Source organism: Kordiimonas pumila (genome assembly GCF_015240255.1).
Classification (GTDB): Bacteria; Pseudomonadota; Alphaproteobacteria; order Sphingomonadales; family Kordiimonadaceae; genus Kordiimonas; species Kordiimonas pumila.
Genome location: NZ_CP061205.1, coordinates 3,464,732 through 3,476,964, shown reverse-complemented (window position 1 = coordinate 3,476,964; position 12,233 = coordinate 3,464,732). Strand labels below are relative to the sequence as shown.

At 48.4% G+C, this 12,233-nt stretch carries 13 protein-coding genes; 2 read left to right on the top strand and 11 right to left on the bottom strand.

Features of this window, described 5'->3' with window-relative positions:
• Positions 1-22: 22 nt before the first annotated feature.
• From rlmH to ICL80_RS15335, 11 genes are all read right to left on the bottom strand, one after another.
• Positions 23-484 (bottom strand): 23S rRNA (pseudouridine(1915)-N(3))-methyltransferase RlmH, encoded by a 462-nt coding sequence (gene rlmH / locus ICL80_RS15385; RefSeq protein ID WP_194213613.1) that lies wholly within the window; start codon positions 482-484, stop codon positions 23-25.
• Between the two features lie 58 nt (positions 485-542).
• Entirely contained in the window at positions 543-938 is a 396-nt protein-coding gene (rsfS, locus tag ICL80_RS15380; protein WP_228073600.1) for a ribosome silencing factor, read from the bottom strand.
• Positions 939-1,562: a nicotinate (nicotinamide) nucleotide adenylyltransferase gene (gene nadD, locus ICL80_RS15375; protein WP_194213612.1), complete on the bottom strand. Its 624-nt coding sequence runs from the start codon at positions 1,560-1,562 to the stop codon at positions 939-941.
• 33 nt (positions 1,563-1,595) lie between these two features.
• A complete protein-coding gene (locus tag ICL80_RS15370) occupies positions 1,596-2,861 on the bottom strand; it encodes a glutamate-5-semialdehyde dehydrogenase (protein WP_194213611.1) in 1,266 nt (421 codons plus the stop codon).
• A 9-nt stretch (positions 2,862-2,870) separates the two neighbouring features.
• The gene (proB, locus tag ICL80_RS15365) at positions 2,871-4,001 is read right to left on the bottom strand and encodes a glutamate 5-kinase (RefSeq protein WP_194213610.1); all 1,131 of its coding nucleotides are present in this window, start codon (positions 3,999-4,001) and stop codon (positions 2,871-2,873) included.
• Positions 4,002-4,010: 9 nt separating this feature from the next.
• On the bottom strand, positions 4,011-5,081 hold the full coding sequence (obgE, locus tag ICL80_RS15360; protein ID WP_194213609.1) for a GTPase ObgE: 1,071 nt from the start codon (positions 5,079-5,081) through the stop codon (positions 4,011-4,013).
• A gap of 144 nt (positions 5,082-5,225) precedes the next feature.
• Positions 5,226-5,477 carry a 50S ribosomal protein L27 gene (gene rpmA / locus ICL80_RS15355; RefSeq protein ID WP_194213608.1) on the bottom strand — a complete coding sequence of 84 codons (252 nt, stop codon included), beginning with the start codon at positions 5,475-5,477 and terminating at the stop codon, positions 5,226-5,228.
• A gap of 29 nt (positions 5,478-5,506) precedes the next feature.
• Positions 5,507-5,965: a 50S ribosomal protein L21 gene (rplU, locus tag ICL80_RS15350; protein WP_194213607.1), complete on the bottom strand. Its 459-nt coding sequence runs from the start codon at positions 5,963-5,965 to the stop codon at positions 5,507-5,509.
• A 213-nt stretch (positions 5,966-6,178) separates the two neighbouring features.
• On the bottom strand, positions 6,179-6,814 hold the full coding sequence (locus tag ICL80_RS15345; protein ID WP_194213606.1) for a LysE family translocator: 636 nt from the start codon (positions 6,812-6,814) through the stop codon (positions 6,179-6,181).
• 31 nt (positions 6,815-6,845) lie between these two features.
• On the bottom strand, positions 6,846-7,805 hold the full coding sequence (locus ICL80_RS15340; RefSeq protein WP_194213605.1) for an NAD(P)H-dependent flavin oxidoreductase: 960 nt from the start codon (positions 7,803-7,805) through the stop codon (positions 6,846-6,848).
• Between the two features lie 173 nt (positions 7,806-7,978).
• On the bottom strand, positions 7,979-8,959 hold the full coding sequence (locus tag ICL80_RS15335; protein WP_194213604.1) for a hypothetical protein: 981 nt from the start codon (positions 8,957-8,959) through the stop codon (positions 7,979-7,981).
• A gap of 305 nt (positions 8,960-9,264) precedes the next feature.
• On the opposite strand from ICL80_RS15335, the gene ICL80_RS15330 reads away from it, so the two are divergent.
• Positions 9,265-10,599, top strand: coding sequence for a surface lipoprotein assembly modifier (locus ICL80_RS15330; protein WP_194213603.1), 1,335 nt, complete (start codon positions 9,265-9,267; stop codon positions 10,597-10,599).
• Between the two features lie 16 nt (positions 10,600-10,615).
• Positions 10,616-12,184 (top strand): FecR family protein, encoded by a 1,569-nt coding sequence (locus ICL80_RS15325; protein ID WP_194213602.1) that lies wholly within the window; start codon positions 10,616-10,618, stop codon positions 12,182-12,184.
• The last annotated feature ends 49 nt before the right edge of the window (positions 12,185-12,233 follow it).

Here is a 12,233-nt window from a genome sequence, read left to right as displayed (position 1 = left end):
ATCAGGGTTTAGGGCGTAATAATCAATCCCTGTGATACGGGTGGCCTGACCTAATGGACCATGCCCGGTAAACCTGTTCTGCCACCATAACACGCACTAACATATGGGGCCATGTTAGGGTGCCAAAAGCAAGCTGTAGATCGGCTTTTTCTCTAACACGAGGGGAAAGTCCATCAGCGCCGCCTATAATAAAAGCCAAGCTGTTAAACCCTGCAACCATCCAGTCGTCAATTTTTTTTGCAAAAGCGCGAGATGAAAGCGCTTTGCCTCTTTCATCGAGAACAACAACAGCGGCACCGTCAGGAAGGGCGGCCAGCAGTTTATCTGCTTCGCGTTCTTTGCGTTCATCAGCTGTTGGGGGCTGTTTTTTCATGTCAATTTCTATGACAGAGGATTTCCATGGTAATCGCCGCAGGTATTCGTCAATTAAATCTTGCTCGGGTCCGCGCTGCATGCGCCCGATGGCTATGATGGAAACTTGCACAAAACCCTCTTCGAAACCAGCAGGCTTCGTTCCTTAAGTCAAAGTTGAAAAGTGTGGTTTAGTTTACCACATCTCCGTCTTCCAGTTCCGCACCCCACATTTTGTCCAGATTATAGAAGCTTCTAACTTCTGGGCGGAAAATGTGAATAACGATGTCGGCGGCATCTATCAGAACCCAGTCTGATTGCTCAAGCCCTTGAATGATGAGGTTTTTGTGCCCAACATTTTTCAGGTCTTTTATAACATAGTCGGCCAGTGCTGCAACTTGCCGCGGTGAGCGACCGTTTGCAATCACGATATGATCGGCTATGCCTGATTTTCCAGCTAGATCGATTGAGACAATATCTTCAGCCTTGTTAGAATCAAGGCTTTCCATAACTGTTTTGAGGAGTACATCGACACTTGGTGCCGATAGAGTGTCAGTGACGCTATGCGTCTCCGATGATGCTTGCAACTAGGTTTCCTTTCCTTGTTGGTTCATAAACCATTCGGTTTCCCTTTGGTTCCGAACTTCTGTAGCTGAACCGGGGTGACGCGGTATTGTCACAAAGGTCCATGCCGGTGTTTGGGCCGATTTAAGCTGTTTGGGCGCTACATGAAATTTATGGTAATAACGCGCCAAATCACTTTTTAGTCCGTCTATAGCATAGCCTGCGCGGTCGAAAATCGCAATGGGAAGCATTCTTACAATATTTTGCCAGTGTTTCCAGTGTTGAAAACCAACAAAATTATCTGCTCCCATCACCCATATAAACTTTGTTTTAGGTAATGCTTTTTTCAATTCGCTAACCATTGTTGCTGTGTAAACGGTATCCAGCTTTTGTTCTATATCTGTGGCTGTCATGTTAGGACGGCAACCGATAAGCTTTGATATGCTTGACATTCTTTCGCTAAAGGGTGCCATGCCCACAGCGCCTTTAAGAGGGTTCCCTGGGCTAACAACAAACCATATTTCGTCGAGTTTTAAGCGTTTCAAAGCTTCTTTTGCGACATGCAGGTGCCCTTCGTGCGCCGGGTTGAAGCTACCACCGTAAAGGCCGATTACCCGGCCTTCAGTGCGCTTTGCTTCACGCCGCATAATGCTTTTCCCTGTTGGTTTCATTATCTGCTGTTATGGCCGTGTCTGGCCATTGCCTCGAACCTGATATTTAAAGCTTGTGAGTTGCTCTAGTCCCACGGGGCCGCGCGCATGAATACGGCCTGTCGCAATACCGATTTCTGCGCCCATGCCAAATTCTCCGCCGTCTGCAAACTGGGTTGATGCATTATGCATGACAATAGCGCTATCAACGAGATTCAGGAACTTTTCAGCAGTTTCTGTATTTTCTGTGATGATCGATTCTGTATGCCCGGAAGAATGGGCCGCGATATGTGTTATGGCATCATCAACCCCGTCCACCATTTTGACAGATAAAATCGCATCCAGATACTCGGTATCCCAGTCTGTATCGGTTGCAGATTTAACTCTGTTATCCGCAGCCTGAACTTGTATGTCGCCGCGAATTTCGCAGCCGGCGCTGAATAAAGGCTCTAAGATTGCAGGCAGCATTGCTGCTGCTTTAACATCAACAAGAAGGGTCTCTGAAGAACCGCAAATTCCAGTACGGCGCATTTTGGCATTCAAATTAATAGCCACAGCTTTTTCAATGTCGGCGGCCTCGTCAACATAGACATGGCAAATGCCTTCCAGGTGCGCAAAAACTGGCACACGGCTTTCCGTTTGGACACGTTCAACGAGGGAGCGACCACCACGAGGCACAATAATATCAATCACCCCGGTCATGGTCAGCATCTCGCCCACTGCGGCACGGTCCCGTGTTGGCACTAACTGAATTGCGTCTGCGGGCAGGCCCGCTTTCTGAAGGCCTTCAACCAAGCAACCATGAATGCGGGTGCTGGAATGGAAGCTTTCACTGCCGCCGCGTAAAATAACAGCATTCCCTGCTTTCAAGCAAAGGGCACCTGCATCAGCCGTTACATTGGGGCGGCTCTCATAAATAACGCCAATAACACCAAGCGGCACACGCACGCGGCTTATATGCAGGCCGTTTGGCCGATCCCAGCTTGCCATAATGTCGCCAACAGGGTCAGGGAGATTAGCAATTGCCTCAAGGCCCATAGCAATCGCTTCAATGCGGTCTTCGTTCAAGAGAAGACGGTCTATCATGGCGGCAGACAGGTTTTTGGCTTTGCCGTATTCAATATCTTTGGTATTCGCTTCCATAATAGCAGGTATTGAGGCACGCAGCGCTGTCGCGGCCTCCATAAGGGCTTTGTTTTTTTGTACAGTTGTGGCGGTTGCCAGCTTTTTAGCAGCCGTTTTTGCTTGCGCACCGATAGCCTGCATTAAGTCAGGTATATGTTGTATGTCGTCCATAATCTGTCCTTACAGCAAAACCAGATCATCTCTATGTACAAGCGCCGAGCGCCCTACATAGCCTAAAATGTCTGTTGCCTCGCTCATTTTTTTACCTTGAATGCGGCTTGTATCGCTCGAGCTGTAGGAAACCAGCCCCTGACCGATAATATGGTTATCAGGACTAATAAAAGCCACTAAGTCGCCGCGCTCAAAGTTGCCGTCACATTCCACTACACCGGCAGGTAGAAGGCTTGCACCTTTCATAAGGGCATCAACTGCTCCTTGATCAATATGCAAAAAGCCTTGCGGTGCCATCATGCCCTGTATCCACTGCTTTCTGACATCCAGCGGTGTTGATGAAGCTTGAAATATGGTGCAGGTTTCGCCAGATAAAAGCCGTTTTATTGGATTTTCTGCAAGGCCACTCATAATAATCATGGAGCATCCTGCGGATAGAGCAATTTTAGCGGCTGCAATTTTGGTTACCATACCACCAGAGCCAACACTTACACGAGCAGGAGGCCCCGCCATCTCTTCAATGGCGGGCGTTATTTTTTCAACAATACGGATGAGGGACGCATTAGGGTTTGTACGAGGGTCACTATCATACAGGCCGTCAATATCGCTTAACAGAATGAGGGTGTCAGCGCCTGCAACCTGCGCTACCCTTGCAGCCAGCCTGTCATTATCACCAAACCTGATTTCTGTTGTGGCAACGGTATCATTTTCATTGATAACGGGAATGGCACCGCGGTCTAAAAGCGCCTCAATTGTGTTACGGGCATTCAGAAAACGCGGCCTGTCCTCCAGATCGTCAATGGTTACGAGAATTTGAGCAATAACAATGTCGTGGCTATCGAAAAGTGATTGGTATGCCTGTGCGAGCCTGATCTGGCCAACAGCAGCGGCAGCTTGTGCTTCTTCCAGCCGCTCTGGGCGTTTTTCAAAGCCAAGTGGCTTGCGCCCAAGCGCTACTGCGCCAGATGATACTAGAATTACCTGTGTGCCGCTACTGCGCAGTGCAACAATGTCTTCCGCAAGGCGTGCAAGCCATTCTTTGCGTAGCTTGCCGTCAGGCCCAACAAGAAGGGCAGACCCAACCTTGATAACGATCCGGTCAGCATCTTCGATAACAGATTTCTGTGTCATAACGGTCATGGCATTGCTCTAAACTGGAGACCATCCACCAGGCGTGGTTTCCTCCGCTTCTGGTTCTTCCTGCTCGGCGATTTCGGCTTCGCGTTCTTTGCGGTCTTTTACTACAATTTCCCAGAGGGCGCCAAGCACATCCTCGACTCCAGCCCCTGTGACACCAGACAGAGCCATAACCGGCATGCCAGAAACTTTTTTCAGCAATGCCTTTTTCTTGGTGATGGTTTTTTCATCCAGAGTATCACATTTGTTAAGGCCTAGAATCATAGGCTTGCCAATTAGCTCGCCGCCGTATTCATTCACTTCAGCCATAATGGTTTTGTAGGCTGCTACAACATCATCCTGAGAGCCATCAACCAGATGCAGTAATACACCGCAGCGCTCGACATGGCCCAAGAAACGATGGCCTAGTCCTACGCCTTCGCTGGCGCCTTCGATCAAGCCGGGAATGTCAGCAAGAACAAATTCATGGGTTTTATAACCAACAACACCGAGTTGCGGGTAAATTGTTGTGAACGGATAGTCTGCAATTTTGGGTTTGGCACGGGATACTGCGGCCAAAAATGTTGATTTTCCAGCATTTGGAAGCCCAAGAAGGCCCGCATCTGCAAGGAGTTTCAAGCGCAGAATAATCCAAGTTTCTTCGCCTTCACCGCCCGGTGTACATCGCCGTGGTGCCCGGTTGGTTGAGGATTTAAAGTGTGTGTTGCCAAGGCCGCCGTGTCCACCTTTTGCAAGAACAATTGTGTCACCGTCCCTTACAAGGTCAGCAATTAGAAATTCCTGATCTTCATCATATATTTGTGTGCCAACGGGTACTTCGAGAAGCAAGTCTGTGCCTGATGCACCGGTCATGTTGCTGCCCATGCCGTGGCGGCCTTTGTCAGCTTTGAAATGCCGTTTATAGCGGTAATCTACAAGGGTATTTAAGCCTTTAACCGCTTTAACGATGACATCACCACCTTTGCCGCCATCACCGCCATTTGGGCCACCAAACTCAATGAATTTTTCACGGCGAAAGGAGATGATCCCGTTACCACCGGGCCCGCTTTTGACGAATATTCTTGCCTGATCTACAAATCTCATGAGTCGTTTCTAACAGATAGCGTATAGATGGGGAAGTAGATGCATAAATCTCTGTGCATACAGCTACGGTACCGTCTATATCATTGACAGAAAAAGGCGAGCCTAAGGCCCGCCTTTTGGAATGGTTCGGTGAAGCTTGGTTTTTTAGTTTACAATAGAAACAAAAGCTCTGTTGTCTTTGCCTTTTGTAAACTTGACCTGACCTTCAACCAGGGCGAAGAGCGTGTGGTCTTTGCCCATGCCAACGTTATTACCCGGGTACCATTTGGTGCCGCGCTGACGAACAAGAATGTTGCCAGGGATAACGTTTTCACCGCCAAATTTCTTAACGCCTAGGCGACGACCAATACTGTCGCGGCCGTTGCGGGAACTACCACCAGCTTTTTTGTGAGCCATCTGTGTATCTCCTAATCTCTATGGGCCGCTTATTCAGCCGTTTTCTTTGTTGCTTTTTTAGCAGGGGCTTTTTTCGCGGGAGCTTCTTTCGCTTCTGCTTTTTTAGCCGGAGCTTTTGCAGCCTTTGCTGGCGCAGCCGCTTTTTCCTCTGCCTTTGCTTCAGTCTTTTTAGCAGCGGCTTTACCGATGCCTGTTACGCGCAAAACAGTAATCTCCTGACGGTGACCTCTTTTGCGGCGATAGTTCTGGCGGCGCTTCTTTTTGAAAACGACGATTTTCTTGTCTTTTTTCTGCTCAAGTACTTCAGCAGTTACAGAAACGTCTTTTAAAAGTGGCTCGCCAACTTTTACGCCCTTGTCGTCCCCAAGCATGAGAACATCACCAAGAACGATGCTTTTTCCTGTTTCGCCATCAAGTTTCTCAACTTTAATGACATCACCTTCGGTAACACGGTACTGTTTACCGCCGGTCTTTACGACTGCGAACATGTTAGTTCCTTCTCTTCATTCACGCCGCAGTAAACCGGGTGGGTTTAACCCTTTAGTAAAACCCCACACTTTGGGCGGTTTCCGCAGGCTTTTTTCAAAGCTAACGAGCAGGAGGAATAACTTCCTTCTGCCTGAACGCCGGGAATATACGGATGTAGCGGCTTATGTCAATCTTTAATACAGGGTTTCTGCTGTATTTTATGTAGGCAAGGATCAGTTGGTTTGGCTTAGCCCTAAACGAATTGCAAAACCGCCCAGAATAGAGGCCGAAAACCAGCGTAGTATTTTGCCTGTAAGGGGGGTCGCTTTTATTTTTGAGGATGAATAGCCAGAGAATAGAAGAATGGGAATGACAATGAGGTTAGCAATAAGGCTAAAAACTAAACCGAGACTCAGGCTTTGCAAACCGGTTGCGCCTTTTGCTGGGTCTATAAACTGCGGTAAAAAAGCCAGAAAAAATAAGGCTACTTTAGGGTTTAGCAGGTTGATCATTATACCGCGTTTAATAAGGCGCAGGCCCTGTGCGGAGGTGTTTGTCGCGGGCATATCGGCTTTATCGTCTTTTGCGGTCAACACTTGATAGGCGGTGTAAAGCAGGTATGCGGCACCTACAAACTTAAGCGCAGTAAAGGCCCCCGGCATTGCTGCAATCAATGCAGTAAGGCCAATGGAAGCAAGTGTAATATGGACAAAGCACCCAATATTTATGCCGGCAAGCGCATAGAAGCCACTTTTTATCCCTCGCCTGACTGTCTCTGTCACCACATATGTCATGTCTGGGCCGGGTATTACGGCCAGCGCTATGGAAGCAACAATAAAGGCAATCAGGTTTTCACTGCCGGGCAGCATTTGGGTGTCTCCAGTGGCTTTATTCTAGTTGTTAAGCGCATATGCGCTTCTGAGCAGCTTTATATTCCTCTTCCAGTCGGTCAACAAGCCCCGAAGTAGGCAAAATAGCTTTTACAGCCCCGATGCCTTGACCGCAGCCCCAAATGTCACGCCATGCTTTTGATTTTTCACCGCCACCAGAACCAAAGTTCATTTTTGATGGGTCACTTTCGGGTAAATTATCGGGGTCCATGCCCGCAGCTTCGATGGAGGGTTTCAGGTAATTGCCGTGAATACCCGTGAAGAGGTTTGTATAGACAATATCCCCTGCGTTATGGTCCACAATGCACTGTTTGTAACGTTCGTCGGCATTTGCTTCTTTTGTGGCAATAAAAGCAGAGCCAATATAACCAAGGTCAGCACCCATTGCTTGCGCCGCAAGCACTGCACCGCCCGTTGCAATCGAGCCTGAAAGGGCAAGAGGGCCATCAAACCATTCGCGTATTTCCTGAATAAGGGCAAAAGGGGATAGGGTGCCAGCATGCCCGCCAGCGCCGGATGCCACTGCAATAAGGCCGTCAGCGCCTTTTTCCACTGCTTTTTTAGCAAAGGTGTTGTTGATGATATCGTGCAGGACAATGCCGCCGTATGAATGAATGGCGTCATTCACTTCTGTGCGGGCACCAAGAGATGTAATAACAACAGGTACTTTATATTTAACACACATCTCCACATCATGCTCTAGCCGGTCATTCGAGCGGTGCACAATCTGGTTTACAGCGAACGGTGCGGCTGGTTTGTCGGGGTTGGCTTGGTTATGGGCGTCAAGTTCTTCGTTAATCCGCTTCAGCCATTCTTCCAGCACTGGTCCCGGTCTTGCATTCAGTGCAGGAAACGAACCCACAATACCCGCTTTGCACTGAGCAATAACCAAATCTGGATTGGAGATAATGAAAAGCGGTGATCCAATGACCGGAATTCGCAGATTGGAAAGTACCTTTGGTAACGCCATAAAATATCCTCATGAGCTTATAAGCAATTTAGGTTTGACGTGATAATAGGTTTGAGTAGCGACTAGTCCAGTTTATTTCATGATTTTTAATACAGGTAAGAGCCAAAACAAACAGGCCGCAAAGCTGCGGCCTGAAGAAATATAGAGTATGGTATGTAAAATCAGGCTATAGCCTAAAGGCCTTTATTAACTTTCACTTCAAGCAAGCGCTGTTTTTCAATTGTACCTTGCAGGCTTTCGTAGATACCCAGATACTGCTGGCTTGAGGCGGCTACAGCCTGAAGGCCTTGCTGTGAGGTATCGTCTGCATTTGCTTCGTTAGAGAGCATGCCAGCAAGACCTGAAAGAGTACCTGCATTGAACATGCCCCCGGCAGTTGCCCCGCGCAAATTTGCGATGCTTGATACGGTACCCGCACCAGCAACACCGCCAATAGTGGCAACCTGATTATAAGCGCTTTGGGTAATTCCCGCATTTACACTATTTTGCTGTGCGGCAAATAGGGATTGTATATTGGGCTGAAAGGCTTGGGTTTCTGTATTTAAAACCTGATCGTAGGAGGTAATGTTTTTATTAATATGATCCATTGCGTTTATGAGAACATCACCAGTTGCCTTTGAGCCTTTTTGAATTTCACCAAGCTGTTTTTTTGCTTTGCTTTTTTTCAGTTCGCCAGCGGCAACCTGTGCGGAAAGTGTATCGAACGCTGTGTTATAGCATTCTTGTGACTGTGTAACTGCAGACTGTACCTTCTCAAGGTCTGTTGCATCATTGCTCATGTGGGTGCCGTATGCAGCAAAACGATCATTTGGGTCTGGATGGTCTGTTGCCATTTGGGCACTAAAGCCGCCAACATCGTCAATCAGGCCGCTATATTTGTTTATCTTTTGCATAGTGGTTGCCGCTTTTGACAGGCTACCGCCAAAACCGCCAATGCCGGCAAAACTGCCAACCGAGCCTAAAAGACCAGTCGCTTTTCCTGCGGTATCACTCAGACTTGTGGTGGGCTTTACAAGATCTGCGACCGCGTCAACTTCGGCGTAACATTCTTTATAGTATTTCGCTTTGAATGATTTTGCAGATGCGGGTGCTGAAATTAGGTGCACAGCAGTTATGGCAGTTAGCCCCAGTGCAATAGACTTGTTGATACGCATATTGGCCCCTTTTCCTTGATTGATGCCTTTGAATGCCGCAACCGGCAAAGGCGTAACTATAAAGGGCGGGCAGAAAGGGCATATCCCCGGAATAGGGGTGAATTTGACTTTAAAAATCGAGCTATTGTGCTGCCAGTATAGGCATGCGCCAAGGTGTCAAAGGGAAATACCCAAGAAAAAGCATACACATACCCTGTTTAGGGGATACGTGCCGGGGCGGTGCTCGGGTATATCACGTTTAAGGCGAGCTTCGGGGGAAACCACAGCCTTAACAATGATAACTTACATAGGATCTGGAGACGCAAATGAAATGCAGAAACTGGATAGCCGCAGGCTATCTGATGAGTTTTTTGTGTGCCACGGGAACACAGGCCGCAGATACTTTTCTTGAACAGGCCGAAAGTTTGGTCAAGGCTGGAAAATTTACGGAAGCATATCAAATGCTTTCAAGTAAAGAACGACAATATGCCGGTAATTTTGAGTATGATTTTTTACTAGGGGTCTCCGCACTGGATGCTGGCATGCCTCAAGTTTCTATTTTTGCACTTGAGCGTGCCGTGGCAACACGCCCAGATGATGCAAATGCCCGTGTTGCGATCGCTCGTAACTATTATGTGCTGGGCGAACGCTTGTCAGCAAAGCAAGAATTCCAGACAGCGCGTCAAAAACAGCTTCCACCAGAAGTTCTAACAGGTGTTGAGCGGTATCTTGCAGCTCTTGAGGCGCCTAAGGCGTCACAAAGCGGGTTTAGCGGGTATGTTGGGGTTGCTGTTGGATATGACGACAATATCAATAGCGCGACTGAAGAAACGCAGATTTTCATACCAGCTTTTGCAGCCCTCGGGATGGCAAATTTGTCTGCCGCTGCCCGCGAGCAGGGCGACGAATATATGCAGTTTAGTGCAGGCTTTGGCTACCGTCACCAGCTTAATGAAAGCGCTGCAATCGTTGCTGGTGTAAACCTGTCCCAAAAAGTTCATTTCTCTGCTGATGATCTGGATATTGGTGTTTATTCTGGTTCTCTTGGATATGTTCATGCGTCTGGGGCTGACAAATTCAGCGTTGCAGTGCAGGGGCAGATATTCACGGTTGGCTACGATCAGTTTAGACGTGCTTACGGCCTTTCTGGTCAGTGGGATCATGCTCTATCCGACACTTTCATGGTCGGTGCTTTTGCGCAGGTTCTTGATCTGGATTATCCTGACCAGCCTATTCGTGATGCTGTGCGGTATTCAGGCGGCGCGAGTGCTGTCTTTAAGTTTGGCAGCGCTGCCAAATCTGCTCCCGGGCGTGTTCTGCTGCGTGCAAATGTTGGTACTGAAGACGAAAAAGCAAGCGCAAGGCCTGATTTGGGGCATAACTTCTGGGGTGGGTCTGCGACTGTGGCCTATTCTTTAAACGCTGAAACGTCTGTGCGTGCAACAGCTGCCTATGAAAACCGTAACTACGGCGGTACCGATCCTTTGTTTTTGACTGGCAGATCTGACGATAACTGGAGCTTGTCTGGTGCAGTAAACTACCAACTAACTGATAGCATCAGCCTTGTACCTGAACTCAGTTACTCCAGAAATAAATCTAACATTGTCATTAATGATTATGATCGCTTTACGGCGCAGGTCGGCCTGCGTCTTAGCTTCTGATCCGGGAGACAGAAAAATGTTTAATACTATACATTTCAAAACCAGTGGTAAAATATTAGGGCTGGCTGTTTCCGCTCTGATGCTCTTACCTGTTGCGCCGGTAAGTGTGCATGCACAGTCAATCGGCGAAGTCGCTTTTTCTATAGGGTCAACGACACTTCCCAGCAAAGGCCAGTCCATTTCTGTGGGCGATACAATCAATACATCATCAGGCCGTTTGCAAATTCGCCTGAACAACCAAAGCTTTGTTTCACTTCAGCCAAACTCGGCCCTGACGGTGGACGCATTCAATGCGGCAACAGGCACGTTTGAAATGACAATGGAACATGGTGGCATGCGTGCCATTGGTGGCACGGGGTCGGTTTCCGGCACAATTTCTTATGAAATAAGCACGCCTTACGGTGATGTTAAAGTTGATAGCCTTGAGTTTTTGGTGAGTGTTGACGATGGCATGACGGTTAGCGTTGGCCGTGGTACCGTTACTGTTACAAATAATGCGGGTACTTTTGTTGTTGAGGGCGGCGAAAGCGCGCAGGTTACAAACATTAACAGTCTGCCAGAACTTATTCGGGACCGTTTACAATTACTGGCGGCACAGCCCGGCGATTACCAAGCATGGTTCGATACTCTTGAGACAGTATTTGCTGTTGGAGACGTGCGCGGGGAAGGTGGTATACCTTTTGTTCTTGCAAGTATTTTGAATGGTGAAATAGACACACCGGATACACCAGACACTCCAGACACTCCAGACACTCCAGACACTCCAGACACGCCGGATACACCGGATACACCGGATACACCAGACACGCCGGATACGCCGGATACACCAACAACAGGTGTATCAGCACCGCTCAATGCCGGGCCATATTTCCTCGTGTATGCTGGGTCGCAAATTGGCATAGATTCACGCGGTCCCGTAGATGCTACATTCGGCACCTCAGGTGAATTGACATCCTATATCTGGACTACAAATACATCTGAATCGCCCGAAATTGGTACAACCACGGCGTCAGAAGTGGCGGGTAATGAATATATCGCAATTGGACGTTGGTCTGACGGCGATACAGCAGGCTCTTACTTCAATAATACGTTTACGTTTGATGCTGATGAAGGCTTTCATTATGCGATTGGCCTTGAAACAGAAACTTTACCGCAAAGTGGCACGGCAACTTATGGCCTGATTGCAGCCACCTCGCCTGCGTGGGGCGCATCTTCATCAGGAGCGCCAGGTACGTTAACGGGCGATATCGCGGTTGCTTTTGGCAGTACACCAGCAGTTGGGGTTGACCTATCTGTCGATATGCCGGGTGATGCAGTATATGATATTGTATCAACTGGGGGCCTTGCTGATCCATCTCAATCAGGGATGACTTTCCGGTCGGGTGCGGCTTCATTTTACGGTAATGTGGCTATTAGCGGCGGCGGTGCAGCCTGTTCATCAGCCGGTGGAAGCTGTGAAGCAATTATTAATGGCTTTTTGGCGGGTCCAAACGCTGACTATGCGGGTATCAGTTATATGATCTGGTCCGGCGGCGGCGGCGGCGCACCGGGCACCATTGAAGGTGCTGCCATGTTTGGCAAGTAAGCTAGAGCGATACTATGGCATAAGGCAGAGGGTGACATAAAAGCCCTCT

Excerpts from the sequence above, each read along its gene's own strand:
- nadD (WP_194213612.1), bottom strand. The coding sequence starts at position 1,562 with ATGCGGCGTGAAGCAAAGCGCACTGAAGGCCGGGTAATCGGCCTTTAC.
- ICL80_RS15370 (WP_194213611.1), bottom strand. The coding sequence starts at position 2,861 with ATGGACGACATACAACATATACCTGACTTAATGCAGGCTATCGGTGCG.
- proB (WP_194213610.1), bottom strand. The coding sequence starts at position 4,001 with ATGACCGTTATGACACAGAAATCTGTTATCGAAGATGCTGACCGGATC.
- obgE (WP_194213609.1), bottom strand. The coding sequence starts at position 5,081 with ATGAGATTTGTAGATCAGGCAAGAATATTCGTCAAAAGCGGGCCCGGT.
- rpmA (WP_194213608.1), bottom strand. The coding sequence starts at position 5,477 with ATGGCTCACAAAAAAGCTGGTGGTAGTTCCCGCAACGGCCGCGACAGT.
- rplU (WP_194213607.1), bottom strand. The coding sequence starts at position 5,965 with ATGTTCGCAGTCGTAAAGACCGGCGGTAAACAGTACCGTGTTACCGAA.
- ICL80_RS15345 (WP_194213606.1), bottom strand. The coding sequence starts at position 6,814 with ATGCTGCCCGGCAGTGAAAACCTGATTGCCTTTATTGTTGCTTCCATA.
- ICL80_RS15340 (WP_194213605.1), bottom strand. The coding sequence starts at position 7,805 with ATGGCGTTACCAAAGGTACTTTCCAATCTGCGAATTCCGGTCATTGGA.
- ICL80_RS15335 (WP_194213604.1), bottom strand. The coding sequence starts at position 8,959 with ATGCGTATCAACAAGTCTATTGCACTGGGGCTAACTGCCATAACTGCT.
- ICL80_RS15330 (WP_194213603.1), top strand. The coding sequence starts at position 9,265 with ATGAAATGCAGAAACTGGATAGCCGCAGGCTATCTGATGAGTTTTTTG.
- ICL80_RS15325 (WP_194213602.1), top strand. The coding sequence starts at position 10,616 with ATGTTTAATACTATACATTTCAAAACCAGTGGTAAAATATTAGGGCTG.